The organism is Aeromonas sp. 96A (genome assembly GCF_051919165.1).
Classification (GTDB): Bacteria; Pseudomonadota; Gammaproteobacteria; order Enterobacterales; family Aeromonadaceae; genus Aeromonas; species Aeromonas veronii.
Map to the genome: position 1 here is coordinate 2,321,269 of NZ_JBQBFE010000001.1, position 23,608 is coordinate 2,344,876.

Below are 23,608 nucleotides of genomic sequence, written 5' to 3' on the forward strand. Positions count from 1 at the left end.
CTCCCCTTCTGTCGTCTCTTCCGATTCAAATCTGGAAGTCGAGGGCGGGTTCGCTGCCCATGGCGCGGGCCTGAATATCCGCCAGCGCCAGCTCGGGGTTGCAGAGCTGGATAAACTGCCAGGCAAAGTTGTGCTGGAACTGCCCCTGCTTGAGGCCAATCCAGGCAGTGTGGGGGGCAAACAGATGGCTGCCGTCGAGCTGTACCAGCCCCTGATCACGCTGGCCGTCGAACGCCATGTCAGCCAGTATGCCGACCCCCATCTCCAGCTCGACATAGGTCTTGATGACATCGGAGTCCTGCGCCGTCAACAGGATCTGCGGCTCGATACCAGCCGCAGCAAAGGCTTCATCCACCCGTACCCGCCCGGTCAACCCGGCTTGATAGGTGACGATAGGCCAGTTGGCCAGCGCCGCCAGCGTCAGATCCCGCTCACCCGCCAGCGGATGTTGCCCGGGCACCACGATATTGTGGTGCCAGCGGTAGTAGGGGAATGCCACCACCCCTTCGCTCTTGTCGAGCTGCTCGCTGCTGATGCCGATATCCACCTCGCCGGTCTGCACCAGCCGCACTATCTCCTCCGGGCTGCCCTGACGCAGCTCCAACTGTACCAGCGGGAACTGCTCGCGAAACGCCTTCACCACCCGCGGCAGGGCATAGCGCGCCTGGGTATGGGTGGTCGCCACCAGCAAGCGGCCCGAGTCGCGGTTGGCGAAGGTGCTGGCCAGTTTGCGGATGTTGTTGGCGTCATTGAGAATGCGCTCGGCAATCACCAGCAACTCCTTGCCAGGCTCGGTCATACCGAGCAGCCGCTTGCCGTAGCGGATAAATAGTTCGATACCGAGCTCCTCTTCCAGCTCGCGGATATGGCGACTCACCCCGGATTGCGAGGTAAAAAGGGCGTTGGCCACCTCGGTCAGGTTGTAATCCCGCCGCGCTGCCTCCCGGATAATGCGTAACTGCTGAAAATTCACCTTGTCGCCTCCTGCGAAGAGTGGGCGACACAATCTGCCCGCCCCTCTCATTTTTGTTATTTGGCCGGGATCATGCCCGGCTAACAGCCTGAAACGGGCGACCACACCGCCCGCAACACAGCATCAAATCTGATAATCGGGATAGAACTGCGCCTGTCTGGCCACCAGCCTCACCCCCTGTCCCGGAGCAAACAGCTTGGCCGCCTCCTTGCTCAGCTCCGCCTCATAGTGGGCCCCTTTGGTTTCGCCATCGCCACGCAGTTCCACCCGAATGCGTGGCCCCATGGGCAGCAGACGGGTGATGGTGGCGCGGATCCCGCCCGGCGCATCGGCTGGCAGAATCTCCAGTTCATGGGGACGGACATAGGCGATGGCGGCACTGCCGTGGGCCAGATGAGAAGCCGACGGCCCGCCGAGCAGCTGCTCGCCGACACCGAATCCCTGCTCCGCCACCCGACCGCGGAACTGGTTCACGCTGCCAAGGAAGCTGTGGACGAAGGAGCTGGCGGGCTGGTCGTAGACCTCGGCCGGGGTGCCAATCTGCTCGACCCGTCCGGCGTTCATCAGCACCACCCGATCTGCTACCTCCAAGGCTTCTTCCTGATCGTGGGTGACGAACAGGCTGGTGACGTGCAGCTCGTCGTGCAGCTCGCGCAGCCAGCGGCGCAGCTCCTTGCGCACCTGCGCATCGAGGGCGCCGAAGGGCTCGTCCAAGAGCAGTACCTTGGGCTGCACCGCCAGCGCGCGGGCCAGCGCGACCCGCTGACGCTGACCGCCGGAGAGCTGGGTCGGATAGCGCTCGGCCACGTGGCTGAGCTGCACCAGATCCAGCAGCTCTTTGACCCGGGCACGAATGGCCGCCTCGGCCGGGCGTTCACTGCGCGGTTTGACCCTAAGGCCAAACGCCACGTTCTCGAACACCGTCATGTGGCGAAACAGGGCGTAGTGCTGGAACACGAAGCCGACGTTACGCTCGCGCACATGGAGATCCGAGGCATCCTCACCGCGGATGATGACGCTGCCACTGTCGGCTTGCTCCAGCCCGGCGATGATCCGCAGCAGGGTAGTCTTGCCGCAACCGGAGGGGCCGAGCAGCGCCACCAGCTCACCGTCGTGAAAGTCGAGGTTGATGTCTGCCAGCGCCGCGTACTGATTGAAATGCTTGTTGAGTTGTTGAACCTGAATGCTCATGGCTGCCTCTTTAAAACGGTAATTCATTGAGATTTGGTGGGCTGGGCACGCAGCCGGGCCAACAGGGTTTCCCCCAGCAGGGTGAAGATCCCGAACAGAGCCAAGAGGCTTGCCACTGCAAAGGCGGCGCCGGTCTGGTACTCGTTGTAGAGGATCTCGATATGCAGCGGCAGGGTATTGGTCTGGCCGCGAATATGGCCGGAAACCACCGACACCGCGCCAAACTCCCCGACCGCGCGGGCGGTACAGAGCAGCAGGCCGTACATCAGGCTCCAACGAATGCCGGGCAGGGTGACGCGCCAGAACATCTGCAGACCGCTCGCCCCCAGCATGATGGCCGCCTCCTCCTCTTCCGGGCCGCGCGCCTCCATCTGGGGCAGCAGCTCGCGCACTACGAAGGGCACGGTAATGAAGGTGGTGGCCAGGATGATCCCCGGGGTGGCGAAGATGATCTTGATGTCGTGCTCGCTCAGCCAGTCACCAAACCAGCCGCGGCTGCCGAACATCAACACCAGCATCAGACCGGCGATCACCGGCGACACCGAGAAGGGCAGATCGATGATGGTGATGAGCAGCTGCCGACCGGGGAAGCGGAAACGGGCGATGGCCCAGGCCGCCGCAATCCCGAACAGCAGATTGAGTGGAACGGCGCAGAACGTTACCAGTGCGGTGAGACCGAGGGCGCTCAAGGCATCCGGCTCGCTGATGGCGTGCCAGAAGAAGGCGAGCCCCGGCGTCAGCGCCTGAATAAAGACGGTGGCCAACGGCAGCAGCAACAGGGCGGCAAACCAGCCCAAACCGACCGTGATAAGCAGCCACTTTACCCACTGGGGTTCACGGATCACGACCGGTGCCTTGCGAGCGGGGGTCGCCTCCACAGAGGCCGCCTCAATGGCGATAGCAGATGAACTCATATCCGGCTCCCTCCGATGCGAGACCAGCTCCAGGCCTGCAACTTGTTGATTAGCAGTAACAAAATGAACGAAATCAGCAGCATCACCACGGCGATGGCGGAGGCACCTGCGTAGTCATACTCCTCCAGGTGGCTCATGATCATCAGCGGCGCGATTTCGGAGACCATCGGCAGGTTGCCGGCGATAAAGATGACCGAACCGTACTCCCCTACCCCGCGGGCAAACGCCAGCGCAAAACCGGTGAGCAGGGCAGGCACCAGGGTCGGCCAGAGCACCCGCAGAAAGGTCTGCCAGCGATCGGCGCCGAGGCTGGCGGCCGCCTCCTCTTGCTCGGTTTCAGCCTCCCGCAGCACCGGCTGCAGGGTACGCACCACAAACGGCAATCCGATAAAGGTGAGTGCGATAACGACGCCGATAGGGTTGTAGGCGAGCTGAATGCCGAGCGGCGCCAGCAACTGGCCGATCCAGCCGTTGGGGGCGAAGATGGCGCACAGGGCGATGCCGGAAACGGCGGTCGGCATGGCAAATGGCAGGTCGATCAGCGCATCCACCAGACGACGACCGGGGAAGGTGTAACGCACCAGGATCCAGGCCAGGATCAGGCCAAACAGGCTGTTGAGCAGCGCAGCGACAAAGGCCGCACCGAAGCTCAGGCGAAAGGAGGCGAGCACCCGGGGGAACCGATCACCTGCCAGAACTCAGCGGCGGTCAGGTTGTTGATCGCAAACAGCACCAGGGCCGAGAGCGGCAACAGCACCAGCAGGCCCAGATAGAGCAGGCTGAACCCCAAGGTGGGGCCAAAACCGGGCAGGACAGAATAAGAACCAAATCGCATAACACATCCATCTGTTATGAAGAATTTTCGATATGGTGATTCTGCTCACTCCCCTCATCGGCAACAAACACCATTTGCGACTTTGCTAATTACTTTTTTATCTAACAACGGTGGGACAAGGCTTTTAGAGCGATCCAAATAAAAAAAGGTCTTTTATATAAATAAAAGACCTAAGAAATGGAGCAATACGGAGCGGAGCATTCAAAGAACGGGGGCATGGAGTAGCCAGCGAACAGCGCGCTCGCCAACCCTCCAACCACTTCACAGATACCTAGCGAAAGCCCAGTACGACCGGCCGGGGCGATGCGGTCTTGACCGGTGCCACCACCAGCTCACCACGGCGGTAGAGAGCCCCCAGCAAATGCAGCCCCTGATGCCAGTCCCCATGACCGGACTGGGCATTGATATGGCCCGCCTCACCGGCATCGAACAGCGGCACCTGCCACTGGCGACTCCAGTATTCGGCCCGTTCAAAGCTCATCCAGGGATCATTGCGGCTGGCCACCAGCTGGGCCGACACCTGCAGCGGCCCGGCCAAGGCCTCATCCGCAATGCCAAAACGGGCGGGATCGGCGGGCGCCACCAGAAAGATCGAGGCCACCTTCTCCGGCTGCAAGCGGGCCGCCGCGATGGCGGTCAGGGCGCCGAAAGAGTGGGCCACCAGATGGACCCGGCTGCGGCGACGTTTCAACTTGCTCGCCAGCTTGGCACTCCAGACCCTGAGATCCGGCTTGTCCCACGGCAGCCCGGTCATCCGCTGCCATTGGGGAAAATGATCGTGCCAGCGGCTCTGCCAGTGATCCGGCCCACTGTTGTGCAGACCGGGAACCAGGAGGATCTTGTTCATCTTGGTGCTCCTATCGGCTGGCACAGGGGCCAGTTCAGTGATGGATAACGAAGCTATCAACGACCCGGCTGATAGATCTGGTCAAACAGACCGCCCTGGGCGAAGTGTTTCTTCTGGGCTTTCTCCCAATCCCCTTCCAGATCCTTGACGGTAAAGAAGGCAAGCTGCGGGAACTGGGTTGCCGTCTCCTTCAGGATCGCCGGGTTGCTGGGGCGATAGTGATGTTTGGCGACGATATGCTGCCCCTCGTCAGAGTAGAGATAATCGAGATAGGCCTTGGCCACCGCTTCGGTACCGTGCTTCTTGGCCACCTTGTCCACCACCGTGACCGGCGGCTCCGCCAGAATGGAGACCGAAGGCACCACCAGCTCGAACTTGTCGCTGGCACCCGTCTGACCAAGCACCAGCAGGGCTTCGTTCTCCCACGCCAGCAGCACGTCACCGAGACCCCGCTCGGTAAAGCTGGTGGTGGCACCGCGGGCGCCTGAGTCCAGCACCTTCACGTTCTTGAAGAGATCGCCGACAAACTGCTTGGCCCCCTCTTCACTGCCGCTCTTCTTCAGGGCATAGCCCCAGGCGGCCAGATAGTTCCAGCGTGCCCCGCCGGAGGTCTTGGGGTTGGGAGTCACGATGGCGACATCCTTGCGCACCAGATCATCCCAATCCTTGATCTGCTTGGGATTGCCCTTGCGCACCAGGAAGACGATGGTGGAGGTATAGGGCGAGGCGTTGTTGCCGAGGCGACTCTGCCAGTCGGCAGCGGTCAGCCCCGCCTTGGCGATGGCGTTGACATCGTAGGCCAGCGCCAGCGATACCACGTCGGCCTCCAGTCCATCCACCACCGCGCGGGCCTGCTTGCCGGAGCCACCGTGAGACTGGCTCACCACCACGTCGTCGCCGGTCTTCGCCTTCCACTCCTTGGCAAAGGCGGCGTTGTACTCCTGAAACAGCTCGCGGGTCGGATCGTAAGAGACATTGAGCAGGCGGATCGGCATTGGCCTGACCAAATGCCAGCAGAGAGAGCAGGGTCAGGGCGGTCATTCGCAGTTTCATGGTGATTCTCCATATCTTGTTGGGTTGAGAACAGCATGCCGTGGAGTTGTTATGCCCAGAAGAAAGAAATAACTCTTTGCTTATCTCTTTTGCTCATATCAGCTCAGCCACCCGCACCGGGAGCCGGACGCAGACTCTGTGAGCCATGCCCCTCTGGCCCCTTGCTCGCTGTGCCATCATGGGAACAAGGCAGGCAGATGACGAAAAGGAAGTCGTTATGTGGATCAATGCAGAACCGGTCAACGGAGCCCTGGTCTCGTTGGCCATCGGCCTGATTATCGGACTGGAGCGGGGCTGGCAGGTGCGCCAGTTGGGGGATAACCAGCGCATCGCCGGGATGCGGACCTACGGCCTCATCGGCCTGCTCGGCGGGGTGTGCGGTTTGCTGCTGCCGACCCTGGGCCCCTGGCTGCCGCTGCTCGGCCTGCTGGCGGTGGTGATCGGCTGCGGCCTCTCGGTCTGGCTGGCCCAACGCTGGCAGGGGGAGTTCGGCCTCACCAGCTCGGTGGCTATGCTGCTCACCTATCTGCTGGGGCTGATGTCGGTACTGCTGAGCCCGAGCGAGGCGGTCGCCTGCGCTGTGTTGGCGGCCCTGCTGATGGGGCTCAAGGGCAAGATCCAGCAGGGGATGCTGTTTCTCAGCGAAACCGAATTTCACGCCACCCTGCGCTTTTTGCTCATCTCGCTGGTGCTGTTGCCGGTGCTGCCCAACGAGGAGATGGGGCCCCTCGATGCCTTCAACCCCTTCAAGATCTGGCTGATGGTGGTGGTGATCGCCGGCATCTCGTTTTGTGGCCACTTCGCGGTGCGGCTGCTCGGTACTCGCGCCGGACTGGTGCTCACCAGCATACTGGCAGGATTGGCCTCCTCCACCGCCCTCACCCTGCAGTTCGCCCGTCTAAACAAGGAGCAGGGCGGGCTGGAGCGGCTGCTGGCCACCGGTATCCTGCTGGCAGGGGCCACCATGTGGCTGCGGCTGCTGGTGCTGGTGCTGCTCATTCACAGCGAGCTGGCGATGCGCCTCGTCGCCCCCCTGCTGCTGCTGTCCACCACAGTCTACGGCTTCGCCTTCTGGTTCTGGCACCAGCGCGAAGAGCTGACCGACGGCCCGGTAAAACCGGAAACCAGCAACCCGCTCGATCTGGCCACCGCCATCAAGTTCGGCCTGCTGCTGGCACTGATCGGCTTTATGGCCACCCTGTTGCAGAGCAAGGTGGGCAACTCGGGGGTCTACCTGCTGGCGCTGGTGTCGGGGATCACCGATGTGGACGCCATCACGCTGTCGCTCTCCCAGCTCTCCCACAAGGAGCTGGCACTGGAGGTCGCCGCCCGCGGCATCCTGCTGGCCGGGCTGGTCAACTCGCTGGTGAAGGGGCTGCTGGCCCTCGGCATCGGCGGTCGCAGTCTCGGGCTGCGGGTATTGCTCCCCTACTTCGTCTCGGCCCTGCTGATCCTGCCCCTCGTCTGGCCCGCAGGTTGACGGGGATCACCTGCAACAAGTGACAGACTGACGGCGCCCCTGACAGTCACGTATACTGCCTGCTCTTGCAGCATGAGGAGGTAGCAATGGCGAGCGACTGGGACAAGGTACTGGCTGGCGGGGCACTGGATAGCCAGAGCGAGGAGATAGCCAACGACCGGATCCGCGGTCAGGCGTTGCTGGCCCGGCTCAATGGTTCATCGGCGGGCGATGCCTCTTTGCGCCAGCAGATCTGCCGCGAGCTGTTCGGCCACTGCCCCGACTCCTGCTGGATCAGCACGCCGTTTACCTGCGAATTTGGCCGCAACATCCACATCGGCGAGAAGACCTTCTTCAACTTCAACGTCACCATTCTCGACGTGGGCGAAGTGCACATCGGCAGCCATGTGCTGCTGGCCCCCAACGTGCAGATCTACACCGCCACCCACACCATGAACTATCTGGAGCGACGCAACTGGACCGCCTACAACAAGCCGGTGCGGATCGGTGACGACTGCTGGATTGGCGGCGGCGCCATCATCTGCCCCGGCGTCACCATAGGGCCGCGCTCCATCATTGGCGCCGGCGCCGTGGTGACCCGCGACATCCCGGCTGACTCGGTAGCAGTAGGCAATCCGGCCAAGGTGATCCGCAAACTCAAGCAGGATGAGGAGCGCTGCTGGGAGTTGGCCCAATGATGGCGCTGGCGCTGCTGCCACTGGGCGCCGCTCTCTGGCTCGGCCTAGGCGAACAGCAGTGGTGGCCGCTGGCCACACTGCTGACCATGAGTCTGCTGACAGTGGCGGCCTACGCCTGGGACAAGCGGCAGGCGGTGCGGGGAGAGTGGCGCATTCCCGAATCGAGGCTCCATCTGCTGGAGCTGTGCGGCGGCTGGCCGGGGGCGCTGGTTGCCCGCCAGTGGTTGCGTCACAAGACCCAGAAGCGCAGCTACCGGCTGGTCTTCTGGTTTATCGTGCTGCTGCACCTCACCCTGTGGGGACTCTGGCTTGGCCGCCCTCTCTGGCAGCAATAGCTGCCTGCGTCATAAAGGGACAATGGGCCCCATTGCGGCCGCCCGGCGGCTGTGAGAAAACAGAGCAGATCTCATCAGCGTTTTCGCCGTCTATGACGACCATATTGATATCGATAAGGAGTCGTGACATGACCATGTGGACAGGCATAGTCCTGATCGTATTTATCAGCCTATTGTTCGGATATCTCGGCAAGCGGGCCCGCTATCAGATGGGGGATGCCCGCATCACCGACCGCCTCGGCAAGCAGGATCTGGTCATTCGGGAGCTGCAGGAGCGGGTCGCCAATCTGGAGGCGATCGTCATCGAAGAGGAGAAGCGGCGCCCGTTTCGGGAGCTGTGATTTTTCCACCGCCAGGTTTCAGATACTGAGAGGGCTGCACGATGCAGCCCTCTTTCGTTTCAGCAAATTCAGATTGCCAACGGCAGCAACTCCGCATAATCGCGGATCGCCGGAAAAGCGGTGATGCTCTGCTCCGGCTTGCAGCTATCCGGATTCTGGATCGCCAGCTGATAGCCGATGCCATAGTCGGCGGCAGCCCGCAGGATCCGCTCGCTGTCATCCACAAACAGGGTGCGGGCCGGATCGAACGCCAGCCGCTCGGCCAGCGCCTTCCAGCAGTGCTGGCTCTCCTTCGACCAGCCCAGTTCGTGGGTACTCACCATCAGATCCAGATGGTTGCTTAGTCCCAGCTGCGCATCCTTCACCGACAGACTGGCGGGGTGGGCATTGGTGAAAAGCACCAGCTGCTTGCCCGCGGCGCGCAGCTCGGCCAGAAAAGGGATGGCATGGGGACGCCACTGGATCTTCGCCAGCAGCTCCTGCTTGAGGGCACGAATGTCGAGCCCCAGGGTCTCGCTCCAGTAATCTACGCAGTACCAGTTGAGGGTGCCGTTGACGGCGTGATAGTGGACGTCGATCTGCGCTTTGGCTTCATCCAGTGGCAGCCCGAGCCGCTCGGCGTAACGCTCCGGCACCAGCTGCTGCCAGAGGTGGTTGTCAAAATGCAGATCGATCAGGGTGCCATCCATATCGAGCAAGACGGTATCTATCTGGTGCCAGGGCAAGGTGGTGGAGCAGGAGTGTGACATCGGGCCTCTTGATCGCGGATCTCGGAAAACGGGGCGGCAGTATAACGGATTTTTCCTCCCCCTTTCCCCTCCCTGCCCCGTGGTGTTCGGTGTGGGAGTCGTTTACTCTTGAAGCACGATTTTTTAACGAGCAGCCAGCGTCCGATGAGCGACCCCCACAAGAGCAAACCCGAGCACATCTCAGCCGACCAACTGGATCACCCCAAGAGCAAGCCGGAGATCCTCAAGGCCGATATCGTGGCCGAGAGCCGACTGTTCAAGGTGGAATCGCTACACCTCAAATTCTCCAACGGCGAAGAGCGGGTCTACGAGCGGATGCGCGGCGGTAATCGTGGCGCCGTCATGGTGGTACCGCTGTTCGATGCCCACACCCTGCTGCTGGTGCGCGAATATGCCGCCGGCACCCACTCCTACGAGCTGGGCTTTCCCAAGGGGCTGATCGACCCCGGTGAAGATGCCTTCGAGGCGGGCAACCGGGAGCTGATGGAGGAGGCGGGGTTTGGCGCCAACAGCCTCACCCTGCTCAAACAGGTGTCGCTGGCGCCGGGTTACTTCTCCAGTCGGATGGACATTTTACTGGCGCGGGATCTCTTCCCCGAACAGCGGATCGGCGATGAACCCGAACCGCTGGAGGTGATCCCCTGGCCGCTGAACCGGATCGACGAATTGCTGGCGCGGCCCGACTTCACCGAGTCGCGCAGCATCAGTGCCCTGCTCTTGGCCCAGAAGTGGCTGGCGGAGCAGGCAGAGTAGCCCGCAGACGGGCAGTTAACAGACAGAGGATAACGAGATGCAGGAGTTGTTGGCCTGGGTGCCGGGGGTCAAGGAGATTGCCCGCGAAGCCGGAAGGATCCTTCACGACATCTATCACGGCGGTCAGTTCGAGCGTCAGCTGAAGGAGGATGCGACCCCGGTCACCAGTGCCGATCTTGCTGCCGATGCCTACCTCAAACAGGCGCTCTCGGCGCTCACTCCCCACGTTCCCGTGCTGACCGAAGAGGCGGCCGACATCCCCTTCAGCCAGCGTTCCAACTGGCGGCAGTACTGGCTGGTGGATCCCCTCGACGGCACTGGCGAATTTATCGCGGGCAGCGGCGACTTCGCCACCCTGATCGCCCTGGTGCGGGACAATGTGCCGGTACTCGGGGTCATCTACGCCCCCGAGTCTGACGTGCTCTACTGGGCGGTGCGCGGCTACGGCGCCTTCAAGGAGGTGAATGGCGAGGTGTTGCCCATCAGCGCCATGCACCACGAGCATGACCAGCCTGACTCGCTGGTGGTCGCCATCAGCCGCCGCCAGAAGCTGGAGAACCTCACCCGCCGCCTCAACCCGGCCATCAACTACGAGCTGATCCCGCTCGGATCCAGCTCCCTCAAATCCTGTCTGGTGGCGGAAGGGGCTGCCGATTGCTACGTGCGGCTCGGCCCCACCGGCGAGTGGGACACCGCCGCCGCCCAGTGCATCGTCGAGGCGGCCGGTGGCCGCATCCTCAGCCTGGGGTTGCAGCCACTCAGCTACAACGAAACCGAGTCGCTGGAGAACCCTGACTTTATCGTGATGGGAGATCCGGATCTCGCCTGGGGCAACATTCTGGCCCACTAGGCGGATAGCGATATCATCACACCCGACAAGCAGGCGGCCCGATGGCCGCCTGCTTTTTCAGGGAAGTTGCCCCGGGTGATGGCCGGTGTGATCCGCTGGTCAAGGCGCTCTTGAACAGCGTGATACGCTGGCAAAGAAGCGAAATGATAGTGAAACATCACAATCGGTCGGCGAGAAATGGTACGATTTTTCACGTAATTCTGAAAACACCTGATTAGCCAAAATAAAAAAATGACAGTAGGTTAAATTTTGGTTTTATATTTCAGATAAATCACAAATATCAGTTTTGTTCCATTCTGTGACCCAGATTCCATTCCCAATCTCGCTGGCTAAACCCCGCAATGGCAGTGATATGTTTCAGTCTCGCTTTTTGAGAATTAAATCCCGATAAACCACAATGAACTCAGATTAAAACACTAACAAAAAGTGAATTAGTAATGAGTTTATCTGTAGAGGCTACCAAGGAGCTATCCGGTTCCTGCTCCACCACGTCCAGCACCACCCGCTGGCGCCGTCACGACACCCACTGGGTCATCAGTCTGTTTGGCACCGCCGTTGGCGCCGGCATCCTGTTCCTGCCCATCAATCTGGGTCTGGGCGGGATCTGGCCCCTCGTTATCGTCGCGGTACTGGCAGGCCCCATGACCTTCCTCGCCCACCGCGGGCTGGCGCGCTTCGTGCTCTCCTCGTCACGCCCCCACGCCGACTTCACCGAAGTGGCGGAGGAGCATTTCGGCAAGATGGCCGGTCGCCTCATCTCGGCGCTCTACTTCCTCTCCATCTTCCCGATCCTGCTCATCTACGGGGTCGGGCTTACCAATACGGTAGAGAGCTTCATGGTCAACCAGCTCGGCATGGCGACCCCGGATCGGGTGATGCTCTCCGGCGTGCTGGTGTTTGCCATGATCGCCGTGATGCTGGCGGGGGAGAAAGCGATGCTGCGCGCCTTCGCCTTTATGGTCTATCCGCTGGCGGCCATTCTGGCGGCGCTCTCCTGCTACCTCATTCCCCAGTGGCAATGGCCGGAAGTGACCGCGTTTGAAGGGGTCAGCTTCCTCAATACCGTCTGGCTGGCACTGCCGGTCACCGTGTTCGCTTTCAGCCACGCCGCCGCCATCTCCGGCTTTGCCAACGTGCAGCGTCGGGAATATGGCGAGCAGGCGGAAGCCAAGAGCGGCCTGATCCTGCGCAACACCACAGTGATGCTGGTGGGCTTCGTGCTGTTCTTTGTCTTCTCCTGCGTGCTGAGCCTCTCGCCAGCCCAGCTGGCTGAAGCCAAGGCCCAGAACGTCTCTGTGCTCTCCTATCTCGCCAACATCACAGACAACCCGGTGATCGTGACTCTGGGGCCGCTCATAGCCTTTATCGCCATCAGCTCCTCCTTCCTCGGCCACTTCCTCGGTGCCCGCGAAAGCCTGAAAAGCCTGATCGCCAAGCCCACCGGCCTGCCGCTGGCCAAGGCGGACAAACTGGGTATCGCCCTGATGTTCTTATCTATCTGGGGTGCCGCCGTCATCAACCCGGGCATTCTGGGGCTGATGGAGACCCTCTCCGGCCCGGTCATCGCCATGATCCTGTTTATCATGCCGGTGATTGCCATCTACAAGGTGGAGGCGCTGGCCCGCTTCCGTCACGGCTGGACCAACGGCTTTATCCTGCTGACCGGCTCGCTGGCGGTATCGGCGCTGATCTTCAGCCTGTTGAAGTAACGACTCGCAGCAGATAACAAAAAGAGAGGCGACCCCGGGGTCGCCTCTCTTGTCTCTATTCGGGGGTGAGCTCAGCCCAGCCTGGCGCCGTTCTCCACCGCCTGCTCGGGGATAGCCATCACTACAGCGCCATCCGGCCGATAGAAACCGGTCAGCAGAAATTCAGACTGAAACGGGCCGATCTGCTTGGTCGGGAAGTTGACTACGGCGATGATCTGGCGGCCCACCAGCTGCTCTGGCTGGTAGAGAGCGGTGATCTGGGCGCTGCTCTTGCGTGTCCCCAGTTCGGGGCCAAAATCCGCCCACACCTTGTAGGCCGGTTTGCGCGCCTCGGGGAACGGCTCGACCCGCACCAGAGTACCCACCCTCAGCTCTACCATCTCGAAATCCTGCCAGCTAATCGTCTCCATTTCGGCTCCAGTTTATCGTGCACCTTGCATGACCCGCAGCATGGCCCAAAGAGAGCATCCCGTCTTCGGCGATCAGCCGTTTCGTTACGGCAGGCGGCCGTTTTGCTGGCGCCAGAGGGACGGAGTGAGCCCGGTCTCGGCCAGGAAGCGCTCGCTGAAGGCCCCCTGATTCTGGTAACCACAACGGCTGGCAATCTCGCCGACGGGCAGCTGCGTGCTGGCAAGCAGGGTACACGCCAGCGCCATGCGCCGACTGCGAATGTAGTGGGAGACGCTCACCCCCAACTGCTGGCGAAAGGCGAGCTTGAACTGGCTCTGGCCAAGGCAGGCGATGGCGGCGAGTTGCTGATTGGTCAGCGGGGCGGCGAGGTTGGCATCGATATGGCGTTGCACCTTGAGGATGCGGGCGGCAAGGCGCGGCGTGGCAGTGCTCTGCATCCCCTGCCCTTCCGCCAGCAGGGAGAGCCACACCTGCGCCATGCCCGCTACCTGCCGACCCTCGGCCACCATACTGTGCAGAAAAGCGAGGTAGTGACGCTGGGGCTCATCCAGCTCGATAAAGGGGCGGGCCGCCAGATCGCCGGGCAGCCAGTCGCTCTCCTGCACCAGAAACGAAAGCGCCGGATCGGCGGCGTAGTCGTGCCGCTCGCCGGGAGCGATGATGCAGGCAGAACCGGGGGCAAGCCGACGCCCATGGCCCTGCACCTCGATCTCAAGGGGGCCATCGAGGGGGATCACCAGCTGGGCAAAGTCGTGGCTATGGCTGCAGACGTGATGGTGATAGTGGCGCAAACTGAAGCGGGACATGGCAGATAGCAATGACGCGGCCAGGGCCGCGTCATTGGGGGTTATTCCTTGTCGAAATCTTCGATCTCTTTGCCCAGCGCTTCCATGATGGCGCGCGCTTCGGCAGGGACGCTGTCCGGATGATCCTTGCGCAGGTCTTCGTCGCAAGGGAGCGGCTGGCCGGTGAAAGCGTGCAGGAAGGCTTCACAGAGCAGCTCGCTGTTGGTCGCATGACGCAGGTTGTTCACCTGACGGCGGGTGCGCTCATCGGTCAACACTTTCAACACCTTGAGCGGGATCGAGACGGTAATCTTCTTGACCTGTTCGCTCTTCTTACCGTGTTCCGCGTAGGGGCTGACGTAGTCGCCGTTCCACTCTGTTCCCATGACTCACCTGTTCTCATTTAGCCGTGAGCGCGGATTTTAACCCTTAAGGAAATTAATGGCAATCCAACAGCAAAGCCACTTAGACGTCTGGAAGTGTTGACGGCCTTTTTAAGCTGGCGTAGTGTGGTTGACCATGAGCCCGCAATGGCGGGATGGCGTGTGGCAGCAAGATGCCAGCGTGTGAAGAGACATCAAGGAGAGTGATATGACCCACAAGGCCACCCTGGCGGTTCGCACCGGGATTGAGACAGACACACAGCACGGTGCCGTGGTGCCCCCCATCTACCTCTCCAGCAACTACACCTTTGCCGACTTTGGCGAGCCCCGTCAATACGATTATGCCCGCTCCGGCAATCCGACCCGCACCAATCTGGCGGACGCGCTGGCGGCGCTGGAAGGGGGCGCTGGCGCCGTGGTTACCGGCACCGGCATGGGCGCCGTCCATCTGGTCACCACAGCACTGCTCAAGGCGGGAGATCTGCTGATCGCCCCCCACGACTGCTACGGCGGCACCTGGCGCCTGTTCGAGTATCTGGCGGCCAAGGGCCACTACCGGGTGCAGTTTGTCGATCAGGGGGATGAGGCCGCACTGGCCGCCGCGCTGGCCCTGAAGCCTGCGCTGGTATGGGTGGAGACCCCCTCCAACCCGCTGCTGCGGGTGGTGGATATCAGCGCCATTGCCAGCGCCGCCCACGAGGTGGGTGCGCAGGTGGTGGTGGACAACACCTTCCTCTCCCCCCTGCTGCAACAACCCCTGGCCCTCGGTGCCGACGTGGTGGTGCACTCCACCACCAAGTACATCAACGGTCACTCCGACGTGGTGGGCGGAGTGGCAATTGCCAAGGAGGCCGCACTGGCCGAGTCGCTGGTGTGGTGGGCCAACTGTCTGGGGCTCACCTCCGGGGCGTTCGACTCCTACCTCACCCTGCGCGGCCTGCGCACTCTGGCCCCCAGATTGCGCACCCATCAGGAGAATACCGATCGCATCCTCACCTTCCTGCAACAGCAGCCGCTGGTGAAACGCATCTATCACCCCAGCCTGCCGAGCCATCCGGGCCACGATATTGCGCGCCGTCAACAGTCCGGCTTCGGCGCCATGCTAAGTTTTGAACTCGATTGCAGCGAGGCAGGCATTCGCGCCTTCCTCGCGGCCCTCACCCTCTTCTCGGTGGCCGAGTCCCTCGGCGGGGTGGAGAGTCTGGTGGCCCATCCGGCCAGCATGACCCACAGGGCCATGACCCCGGCGGCGCAGCAGGCAGCTGGTATCAGCGCCCAGCTGCTGCGGTTGTCGGTCGGTATTGAACACGGTGAAGACCTGGTGGCCGATCTGGCTCAGGCTTTTGAACAGGCGCAGCAGGCAGAACAGGTAGCGAAGTAATGGAACAGCAGCAACAAGGAGAGATCGCGGTGGCAGCAGAAGCAGGATTGAAGCGACGTCACGTCCACAAATTTGGTGGCAGCAGTCTGGCGGATCCGGTCTGTTATCGCCGGGTCGCCAGTATCGTTGAACAACAGGTGGGCGGGGATGAACTGATCGTGGTCTCCGCCGCCGGCAAGACCACCAACCGGCTGATCCAGCTGGTGGAGCTGGCCGAAGCGGGGGATGAAGCCGCAGGTGAAGCCATCTCTGCCCTACAGGCCTATCAGCAGAGCCTGATCGACGGCCTGCTGGAGGGTGAACTGCAGCTCGACCTGAGCAAGCAGTTGGCCGACGACATGCAGCTCATCGCCAAGACGCTTGAGGGGCAGTTTGACCGCTTCGCCCGCAACGGCCTGCTCGCCTTTGGCGAGGTGTGGTCGGCGCGCCTGCTGGCGGCCCTGCTCACCAGCCGAGGCGACAAGGCCATCTGGCTCGATGCCCGCAGCTTCCTGCGCGCCGAGGATGGCGCTCTGGTCAAGGTGGATACCGCCCTCTCCAGCGAGCTGCTCAAGGCACGGCTGGCCGAACATGCCGGTCGCATCGTGGTGACCGGCTTTATCGCCGCCGACATGGAGGGGCGCTCCCTGCTGCTCGGTCGCAACGGTTCCGACTACAGCGCCAGCCTGTTGGCACTGCTGGCGGACGGCGAATCCACCACCATCTGGAGCGATGTGGCCGGGGTCTACAGCGCCGACCCCCGTCGGGTGAAGGAGGCGCGTCTGCTGGAGCGACTGAGCCTCGCCGAAGCCAACGAGCTGGCCCGCCTTGGCTCTTCGGTATTGCACTCACGCACCCTGCAACCTGTGGCCGACAGCCGCCAGCGCCTCACTTTGCGCTGCAGCTACAACCCGGACGAGGGCTGCACCCATATCCTGCGCCGCGCCCCCCGCTCCGGCGGCGCCCGCATCGTCTCCTCGGTGGATCAGATCGCCCTCATCGAGCTGAAGGTGCTGCCGCAGACCAACTATGAGCAGACGGTGGCCACCATCGAGGCCCATCTGGCCCGTCACCGCCTCAACCCGCTCACCCTGCAGCGCCAGCCGGATCGCCGGATCCTGCGTCTCGCCTACACCCTCGAGGTGGCACAAGGCGCCTTCGAGCTGCTGCGCGACTTCCAGCTGCAAGGGAGCTTCACCGGCCTCATCCAGAAAGAGGGGTTCAGTCTGGTGGCGCTGGTCGGCGCCGGTGTCACCGACAACGCGGAGCAGTGTCATCGCTTCTATCAGCTGCTGGCAGATCAACCGCTGGAGTTCGTACAGGTGGCCCGAGATGGCCTGAGTCTGGTGGCCGTGCTGCGTCAGGTAGTGCTTGAGCCGCTGCTCATCGCCCTGCACAGCGCCCTCTTCAGCCGCCCGAACCGGGTCGGTCTGGTGCTGTTCGGCAAGGGCAATATCGGCGGCCACTGGCTAAGCCTCTATGCCCGCGAAAAAGCACGGCTGGAACATGAACTCAATCTGGCGCTCACCCTCTACGGGGTGTTCAGCTCGGAAGGCGGCCTGCTGGATGAAGAGGGACTCAACCCCCTCAAGGTACAGGACAACTTCAACCCCAAACCGCTGATCTGGCCGGAGTTGCTCTCCCAGCTTGAGCAGCACGGCTTCGATGCGCTGATTGCACTGGACATGACCGCCAGCGAGACGGTGAGCCGCTACTACCCGGACTTTGCCCAGCTCGGCATTCACATAATCGCCGCCAACAAGTTTGCCGGTGCCGCAGACAGCGAGTTCTACCAGCGCATCAAGCAGACCTGCCGCGACCATCAGGTGCAGTGGCGCTATAACGCCACCGTGGGCGCCGGGCTGCCGATCCAGTCCAGCATCCAGATGCTGCGCCAGAGCGGCGACCGCATTCAGGGGGTCTCCGGCATCTTCTCCGGCACCCTCTCCTGGCTGTTCCAGCAGTATGACGGCACCCGCCCCTTCTCCGAGCTGGTGGACGAGGCGTGGCAGCACGGCCTGACCGAGCCGGATCCCCGCGAAGATCTCTCCGGTCAGGATGTGCGGCGCAAGCTGCTCATTCTGGCGCGGGAAGCGGGCTTCGAGCTCGACTCCGCCGATATCGAGCTGGAGAATCTGGTGCCCGTCACGCTGCGCAAGGTGACCGCCGATCAGTTCATGGACAGACTGAAAGAGCTGGATGGCCCGATCCAGACCGCCTTCGAAGGGGCCAAGCGCCTCGGCAAGGTGCTGCGCTACGTGGCCCGCTTCGAGCATGACGGCAAGGCGCGGGTCGGACTGGAGGCGCTGGAGCCCCATCACCCGTTTGCCAACCTCTTGCCGTGCGACAACATCTTCGCCATCGAGAGCGACAGCTACCGCACCAACCCACTGGTGATTCAGGGGCCGGGGGCGGGTCGGGAAGTGACCGCCGCCGCTATCCAGTACGATCTGTGGCAGATCTGCGCCAACCTCTAAGGCTGATATGCAAAGGGAGCTGCGCCTCAGCTCCCGCGCACAATAAAAAAGCCCGAGTCGATGACTCGGGCTTTTTGCTGAATGCCGCTTCGATTAGGAGAAGCAGGCCTGCAGCACGTAGAAGATCGCGATAGCCAGAATGGCACCGGCAGGCAGGGTGATGATCCAGGAGACCACGATGTTGCGCAGCACCCCCAGATTCAGCGCCGCAATACCGCGCGCCAGACCGACCCCCATCACAGCACCGACCAGGGTTTGGGTGGTGGAGATGGGCAGACCGGTGCCGGAGGCAATCACTACGGTCGCGGCAGTCGCCAGCTGGGCAGCAAAACCACGGCTCGGGGTCAGGTGAGTGATGCCGGTACCGACCGTCGCCATCACCTTCTCGCCCATGGTCGCCAGACCGATCACGATACCGATACCGCCGAGGGGCAGGATCCACCAGGCAATGGCAGCCTGACTGGAAATCTCGCCACCGGAAGCCACGATAGAGGCCACCGCAGAGAGCGGGCCGATGGCGTTGGCCACGTCGTTGGAGCCGTGGGCAAAGGCCATGGCACAGGCGGTGATCACCATCAGGATGCCGAACACCTTCTCCACGTTGGCGAAGTGCATCTTGCTGTCATCCTGCGGGTTGTACTTCTGGCCGCGAATGTAGATCCAGCCGGCAAACGCCACTGCGATGGAGATGGCGATGGAGAGCAGAATGCCCTCGCCATCGCTCAGGTGCAGACCGACGTGGGTCAGCCCCTTCTTGATGGTCACCAGACAGATCACCAGCGCAGTCAGGAACATGTAGAACGGCACATAGCGCTTGGCGTTGTTCAGGGGGTCATCGGTGTTGAAGATAAGCTTCTGCACGCTGATGAACATGAAGTAGGCGATGACACCTGAGATGGCCGGGGTGATGACCCAGGAGCCGACGATGCCGCCAAACTTGCTCCACTGCACCGCTTCCGGGCCAATGCTCACCACCGCAAAACCGACGATGGCGCCGATGATGGAGTGAGTGGTGGAAACAGGCCAGCCGAAGTAGGAGGCGAGGATCAACCAGGCGCCCGCCGCCAGCAGGGAGGCGATCATGCCGAGCACCAGCAGGTCCGGGCTATCGACAAACGCATTGCTGTCGATGATGCCGTTACGGATGGTGGCCGTCACTTCGCCACCGGCCAGATAGGCACCGGCAAATTCGAAGATCATGGCAATGATGATCGCCTGACGAATGGTCAGGGATTTGGTGCCGACCGATGTCCCCATGGCGTTGGCCACGTCATTCGCGCCAATGCCCCAAGCCATCAAAAAGCCGAACAAGGCCGCCACGAGCACCAGAGTGGTGCCGTAATTCGCGATAATGTCCATTAGTAGTGTTTACCCAGTCAGTCGATTACGAACGAGCCAGCATCAGTTCCAGACGGGCGCCTACGCGCTCAGCCTGATCTGCCAGGTCACCTACCCATTCGAGGATCTTGTAAAGGAACATCACATCGATCGGATTGTAATTGTGCTCAACCGCTTGCAGCTGTTGGCGCAGTCCGATCTGCATGGTGTCTGTATCGTCCTCGATCAGATCCAGCTGGTGGATCATCTCGGCAACCATTTCCACTTCCCGTCCTTTGAAGCCGGTCTCGAGCAGCTCGTCGAGCTCCCCGATCGCTTTCTCGGCCTGAGCGGTCGCATCAATACAACGTTTGAGGTAAGCCATGAAATCCGTCCGCATTTCGGCGGGGAACTCCATGCGACGACCAAGCATGCGGCCGGAGATATCCTTGGCACGGTTGGCAATCTTGTCTTGCTGGGTCAACAGCTCCAGCAGGTCGGTACGTGCAACCGGCAGGAACAGGCCGCGAGGCAGTTTCAGACGGATTTCACGCTTGAGGGTATCTGCCTCTTTTTCCAGCTGGGCGATCTGCTGCCGGATCTTCTCGGCATCTTCCCAACGGTCTTCGGCAACGGCGTCAAAGAAGGGAACCAACTGCTGGGAGCACTGGTGAACCTTGACGATATGCTTCTGCAGCGGCTTGATGGGGGACTTGGCAAAAAGCCCCAAAATAGTATTTACTGGCATGGCCAAACCTGTGTCGGTGAAAAAACACTCGATACGATTTTATGAGGCGCGCATGGTAACCGAACTGCGCCCTCAATTAAACCGCGAATTAATCTAGTCGTCTCGCGGGCATTATATCCCCGCGACCCGAATCCTGCCCCCCAAAGTTGCCTGCCAGCCCGGAATGACTATGCAAACTGAGATCGAGATAAAGTTTTTTGTCGCCAGCGACATTCAAGCCGAGTTATCCAACCTGCTGAATTCTCTTGAGATTAAAGAATCATCACAACAGCAGCTCGGCAACGTCTATTTCGATACGCCGACCTTGGCTCTGCGCCAGCTGGAGATGGGACTGCGGATCCGCCGCTGCGATGCCTTTGCCGAACAGACCATCAAATGCCGCGGCAAGGTGGTGGGCGGCCTGCACGCCAGACCCGAGTACAACACCCCCGTGAGCGGCGATCTGCCGACCCTCTCGGCCTTTCCCGATGAGATTTGGCCGACCCTGACCGAGCGCGACCACATTCAGCAACAGCTGGTCGCTCAGTTTCGTACTGACTTCCTGCGCCGCCATTGGCTGATCGCCTTCGAGGGAGCCGAGATTGAGCTGGCCTGGGATCAGGGAGAGATCGTCGGCAGTCAAGGCAGCACCACCATCAACGAGCTGGAACTGGAGCTCAAATCAGGCGCGACCGCGGCGCTGTTTGCACTGGCCCAACGCCTCGCCAAGCTTGGTAGGCTGCGTCTCGGCGCCCAATCCAAGGCCCAGCGTGGCTATCGACTGGCTGGTCTTGGCAAACCGCTGGCCCTGCAGGCGCTGGTCGAACATGAAGGTATGGATGGTATAACGGGGGTAAGCGAGGGGCTGCGCCACTGGCAGCATCACGAGCAGCTCTGGCTGGAGCATCCTCAGGATAAAGGCATTCAACAGCAGGCACTCGCGGCCCTGTACCAGGGGATCGATCTGGTCGCCCGCAGTGCGGCCGCGCTGCCACAACCAGCGCGCTGGCTACCCGCCCTGACCAACCTGCAAGCCCATCTGCAAGCCCAGTCGGACGAGCATGACGAGTGGCCTGCCGAGCTGGCCGATCTCTTCCCCTATCCGGCGTATGTCGAGTTGCAGCTGGCCATCGCCGCATGGCTGCATCACGCAGCCTGAGCGTGGCCATACCTGTACTAAAGGTCGGAAATAAAGACCGGAAACAAAAGCCGAAAACAAAACGGGTGAGCCTTGGCTCACCCGTTTTGCACTACAGCAGGTTGAGCTGCTGCATGGCGCTGCGAATGCGCTCGCGGGTCGCTTCTGACAGCGGCATCACCGGCAGTCGGCACTCCTCGCTACAGAAACCGAGCAGGGAAGCGGCATATTTGGCACCGGCCGGGCTCGGCTCGGCAAACATCGCCTGATGGAGCGGAATCAGCTGGTCTTGCAGCTCACGCGCTTCTTGCCACTTGCCAGCCAGCGCCAAATTTTGAACCTCGGCCACCAGCTTGGGCGCCACGTTGGCGGTCACAGAGATACAGCCCTGACCGCCGCCGATGTTGTAAGCAACCGCAGTGGCATCCTCACCGGAGAGCCAGGCGAAGGGCTTTTTGATCAGCTGGCGCTCGGTCCAGGGGCGGGCCAAGTCGCCCGTGGCATCTTTCACCCCGGCAATGCGCGGCAGTTCGGCCAGACGGGCCAGGGTCGCCGGTTGCACGTCAACGATGGCGCGCGGCGGAATGTTGTAGACGATGATCGGCTTGGCGGTGGCATCGTGTACCGCCTTGAAGTGGTGGTAGAGCCCCTCCTGATTGGGGCGGTTGTAGTAACCGGCCACATGCAGAGTGGCATCAGCCCCCACCCGCTCGGCATGGAGGGTGTACTCGATGGCTTCGACCGGATTGTTGGAGCCCGCTCCGGCAATCACCGGAATACGGCCAGCGACCTGTTTGACCACCAGCTCCACCACCCGGCAGTGCTCGTCGTGGGTCAGGGTCGGGCTCTCCCCCGTGGTACCCACCGGCACAATGCCGTGAGTACCCTGCTCGATATGCCACTCCACCAGACGCAGCAGCGCCTCTTCATCCAGCTTTCCCTGTCGAAACGGGGTGATCAACGCAACGATTGAACCTTGAAACATGGGATCTCCTTCTCCTAAATGACGCGCATATGGCAATAAAAAACCCCGGTACGATGTGCGCAACCGGGGTTTGAAGCTTCTCAGGGATGAGAGGTTACGCGCGAACGTCGGCAGGCCCGAATTTCAGGCTTTTTTTGTGCTTTCGTTTCAACCCGTTGAACCGCATTTCGTCATCTCTGGTCAAAAAATGGTGTCTGGGCATATTTCGGGAACACGGCATAAATGTCAAGGCGAAAGGGGCTATGTATAATGGCCGCCCAAAATTGCGTGGAGAGACCCGATGAGCAGCCCTATCAGTGCCGTCAGCCAGATGCTGGAACGAAACCAAGCCCTCTTTGTCGGCAAGCGGCTACTTGTCTGCGGCGCGCTGGAGGATGACTACCCCCGCCAACTGGCGAGCCTGGCCCGGACCCTGACCGTCTTTACCACCGATTACTGCTACTACCGCAGCCAGCAGGCCGCCCTCGGCGAGGCAATCCTGTTCGACCACCAGCTAGGTGGCGCCCCCCGTTTCGATGCCCTGTTGCTACTGATGCCCAAGGCCAAGGCCGAGGCACAATATCTGCTGGCCATGATGACCCCCTTGCTGGAAGCGGGTGCCGATCTGTTCCTCGCCGGTGAAAACCGCGGCGGCATCAATGGCGCCGACAAGCTGCTGGCCCCCTATAGCGAAAAGCCGATCAAGCGCGATTCGGCACGCCGTTGCTCCCTCTATCACGGTGAGCTGAGCCAACCGGTCGCCCCGTTCGATCTGGATAGCTGGTTTGGCCGCTATCAGTGCAAGGCCGGTGATACCGAACTGACCGTGCTGGCGCTGCCCGGCGTCTTCAGCGCCGCCGAGCTGGATCTCGGCACCCAGATGCTGCTGGCTGCCGTGCCACCGATGACGGGCGAATTGCTCGATTTCGGCTGCGGCGCCGGGGTGATTGGGTCCGTACTGGCCAAGCGCAATCCGGATCTGCAAGTCAACATGGTGGATATCAGCGCACTGGCACTCGAATCGAGCCGCCGCACCCTGGCGATCAACGGTCTGCAGGGCAAGGTCACCGCTTCCGATGTCTACTCGGATGTCTCCACCCGTTTCCAGCACATCGTCTCCAACCCGCCATTCCATGCGGGTCTCAAAACCTTCTATGCGGCAACCGAGCAGTTCCTGGCCAAGGCGCCGGAATTTTTGCTGTCAAATGGTTCGCTGACCATTGTTGCCAACGCCTTCTTGCGCTACCAGCCTATACTGGAGACACACTTCAAACGGACTGAAGTGATCAGCAGTGATGCCAAATTCAAGGTCTATCTGAGCAAAGTGTAATTAAGTGTA

22 protein-coding genes and 2 pseudogenes are annotated in these 23,608 nt (G+C 61.6%); 11 read left to right on the forward strand and 13 right to left on the reverse strand.

Going from position 1 to position 23,608, the window contains the following annotated elements:
* Positions 1–25 precede the first annotated feature (25 nt).
* From cbl to ACTG2W_RS10595, 6 genes and pseudogenes are all read right to left on the reverse strand, one after another.
* Positions 26–973: an HTH-type transcriptional regulator Cbl gene (gene cbl, locus ACTG2W_RS10570; RefSeq protein ID WP_106843855.1), complete on the reverse strand. Its 948-nt coding sequence runs from the start codon at positions 971–973 to the stop codon at positions 26–28.
* 123 nt (positions 974–1,096) lie between these two features.
* On the reverse strand, positions 1,097–2,164 hold the full coding sequence (locus ACTG2W_RS10575) for a sulfate/molybdate ABC transporter ATP-binding protein (protein WP_106843854.1): 1,068 nt from the start codon (positions 2,162–2,164) through the stop codon (positions 1,097–1,099).
* Positions 2,165–2,187: 23 nt separating this feature from the next.
* On the reverse strand, positions 2,188–3,078 hold the full coding sequence (gene cysW / locus ACTG2W_RS10580) for a sulfate ABC transporter permease subunit CysW (RefSeq protein WP_106843853.1): 891 nt from the start codon (positions 3,076–3,078) through the stop codon (positions 2,188–2,190).
* Positions 3,075–3,913 (reverse strand): annotated as a pseudogene (cysT, locus tag ACTG2W_RS10585) (sulfate ABC transporter permease subunit CysT). Before cysT ends, cysW begins: the two are co-directional and overlap by 4 nt.
* Before the next feature lie 271 nt (positions 3,914–4,184).
* A complete protein-coding gene (locus ACTG2W_RS10590; protein ID WP_058058574.1) occupies positions 4,185–4,760 on the reverse strand; it encodes an RBBP9/YdeN family alpha/beta hydrolase in 576 nt (191 codons plus the stop codon).
* A gap of 56 nt (positions 4,761–4,816) precedes the next feature.
* A pseudogene (locus ACTG2W_RS10595) lies at positions 4,817–5,813 on the reverse strand (sulfate ABC transporter substrate-binding protein).
* A 217-nt stretch (positions 5,814–6,030) separates the two neighbouring features.
* On the opposite strand from ACTG2W_RS10595, the gene ACTG2W_RS10600 reads away from it, so the two are divergent.
* From ACTG2W_RS10600 to ACTG2W_RS10615, 4 genes are all read left to right on the forward strand, one after another.
* Positions 6,031–7,293, forward strand: a complete 1,263-nt coding sequence (locus tag ACTG2W_RS10600) for an MgtC/SapB family protein (RefSeq protein ID WP_440016190.1) — start codon at positions 6,031–6,033, stop codon at positions 7,291–7,293.
* A gap of 86 nt (positions 7,294–7,379) precedes the next feature.
* The gene (locus tag ACTG2W_RS10605; protein WP_368152892.1) at positions 7,380–7,970 is read left to right on the forward strand and encodes a sugar O-acetyltransferase; all 591 of its coding nucleotides are present in this window, start codon (positions 7,380–7,382) and stop codon (positions 7,968–7,970) included.
* Positions 7,967–8,305, forward strand: a complete 339-nt coding sequence (locus ACTG2W_RS10610) for a DUF1294 domain-containing protein (RefSeq protein WP_421206147.1) — start codon at positions 7,967–7,969, stop codon at positions 8,303–8,305. Before ACTG2W_RS10605 ends, ACTG2W_RS10610 begins: the two co-directional genes overlap by 4 nt.
* Positions 8,306–8,433: 128 nt before the next feature.
* Positions 8,434–8,646, forward strand: a complete 213-nt coding sequence (locus ACTG2W_RS10615) for a hypothetical protein (RefSeq protein WP_068977307.1) — start codon at positions 8,434–8,436, stop codon at positions 8,644–8,646.
* Positions 8,647–8,714: 68 nt separating this feature from the next.
* On the opposite strand, the gene yrfG is transcribed toward ACTG2W_RS10615, so the two are convergent.
* Positions 8,715–9,395: a GMP/IMP nucleotidase gene (yrfG, locus tag ACTG2W_RS10620; protein ID WP_421206146.1), complete on the reverse strand. Its 681-nt coding sequence runs from the start codon at positions 9,393–9,395 to the stop codon at positions 8,715–8,717.
* A gap of 144 nt (positions 9,396–9,539) precedes the next feature.
* On the opposite strand from yrfG, the gene nudE reads away from it, so the two are divergent.
* The 3 genes from nudE to ACTG2W_RS10635 all read left to right on the forward strand — a co-directional run bounded on the left by nudE (position 9,540) and on the right by ACTG2W_RS10635 (position 12,707).
* A complete protein-coding gene (gene nudE / locus ACTG2W_RS10625; RefSeq protein ID WP_005340262.1) occupies positions 9,540–10,148 on the forward strand; it encodes an ADP compounds hydrolase NudE in 609 nt (202 codons plus the stop codon).
* A gap of 37 nt (positions 10,149–10,185) precedes the next feature.
* On the forward strand, positions 10,186–10,998 hold the full coding sequence (gene cysQ / locus ACTG2W_RS10630; protein WP_440016192.1) for a 3'(2'),5'-bisphosphate nucleotidase CysQ: 813 nt from the start codon (positions 10,186–10,188) through the stop codon (positions 10,996–10,998).
* 437 nt (positions 10,999–11,435) lie between these two features.
* Entirely contained in the window at positions 11,436–12,707 is a 1,272-nt protein-coding gene (locus ACTG2W_RS10635) for an aromatic amino acid transport family protein (protein WP_440016193.1), read from the forward strand.
* A 71-nt stretch (positions 12,708–12,778) separates the two neighbouring features.
* Here the strand turns inward: ACTG2W_RS10635 and ACTG2W_RS10640 are convergent, their stop codons facing one another.
* The 3 genes from ACTG2W_RS10640 to metJ all read right to left on the reverse strand — a co-directional run bounded on the left by ACTG2W_RS10640 (position 12,779) and on the right by metJ (position 14,289).
* The gene (locus ACTG2W_RS10640) at positions 12,779–13,117 is read right to left on the reverse strand and encodes a tRNA-binding protein (RefSeq protein WP_440016194.1); all 339 of its coding nucleotides are present in this window, start codon (positions 13,115–13,117) and stop codon (positions 12,779–12,781) included.
* Between the two features lie 84 nt (positions 13,118–13,201).
* Positions 13,202–13,924, reverse strand: a complete 723-nt coding sequence (locus ACTG2W_RS10645; RefSeq protein WP_440016195.1) for a helix-turn-helix domain-containing protein — start codon at positions 13,922–13,924, stop codon at positions 13,202–13,204.
* Positions 13,925–13,965: 41 nt separating this feature from the next.
* Complete coding sequence (gene metJ, locus ACTG2W_RS10650; protein ID WP_005343046.1) at positions 13,966–14,289, reverse strand: met regulon transcriptional regulator MetJ; 324 nt, start codon at positions 14,287–14,289, stop codon at positions 13,966–13,968.
* Between the two features lie 205 nt (positions 14,290–14,494).
* Between metJ and metB the strand changes: the two genes are divergently transcribed.
* Both metB and ACTG2W_RS10660 read left to right on the forward strand, forming a co-directional pair.
* Positions 14,495–15,667, forward strand: a complete 1,173-nt coding sequence (gene metB, locus ACTG2W_RS10655; protein ID WP_440016196.1) for a cystathionine gamma-synthase — start codon at positions 14,495–14,497, stop codon at positions 15,665–15,667.
* Positions 15,667–18,123: a bifunctional aspartate kinase/homoserine dehydrogenase II gene (locus ACTG2W_RS10660; RefSeq protein WP_194495223.1), complete on the forward strand. Its 2,457-nt coding sequence runs from the start codon at positions 15,667–15,669 to the stop codon at positions 18,121–18,123. The genes metB and ACTG2W_RS10660 overlap by 1 nt, the downstream gene beginning before the upstream one ends.
* Positions 18,124–18,216: 93 nt before the next feature.
* Here ACTG2W_RS10660 and ACTG2W_RS10665 read toward each other — a convergent pair whose 3' ends face one another.
* Both ACTG2W_RS10665 and ACTG2W_RS10670 read right to left on the reverse strand, forming a co-directional pair.
* Positions 18,217–19,482 carry an inorganic phosphate transporter gene (locus ACTG2W_RS10665; protein WP_005343043.1) on the reverse strand — a complete coding sequence of 422 codons (1,266 nt, stop codon included), beginning with the start codon at positions 19,480–19,482 and terminating at the stop codon, positions 18,217–18,219.
* A gap of 25 nt (positions 19,483–19,507) precedes the next feature.
* Positions 19,508–20,188: a TIGR00153 family protein gene (locus ACTG2W_RS10670; RefSeq protein WP_005340244.1), complete on the reverse strand. Its 681-nt coding sequence runs from the start codon at positions 20,186–20,188 to the stop codon at positions 19,508–19,510.
* A 169-nt stretch (positions 20,189–20,357) separates the two neighbouring features.
* On the opposite strand from ACTG2W_RS10670, the gene ACTG2W_RS10675 reads away from it, so the two are divergent.
* A complete protein-coding gene (locus tag ACTG2W_RS10675) occupies positions 20,358–21,326 on the forward strand; it encodes a CYTH domain-containing protein (protein ID WP_128834880.1) in 969 nt (322 codons plus the stop codon).
* A gap of 91 nt (positions 21,327–21,417) precedes the next feature.
* Here ACTG2W_RS10675 and dapA read toward each other — a convergent pair whose 3' ends face one another.
* Entirely contained in the window at positions 21,418–22,290 is an 873-nt protein-coding gene (dapA, locus tag ACTG2W_RS10680) for a 4-hydroxy-tetrahydrodipicolinate synthase (protein WP_005340240.1), read from the reverse strand.
* A 280-nt stretch (positions 22,291–22,570) separates the two neighbouring features.
* Between dapA and rsmC the strand changes: the two genes are divergently transcribed.
* A complete protein-coding gene (gene rsmC / locus ACTG2W_RS10685; protein ID WP_128834878.1) occupies positions 22,571–23,599 on the forward strand; it encodes a 16S rRNA (guanine(1207)-N(2))-methyltransferase RsmC in 1,029 nt (342 codons plus the stop codon).
* Positions 23,600–23,608 lie beyond the last annotated feature (9 nt).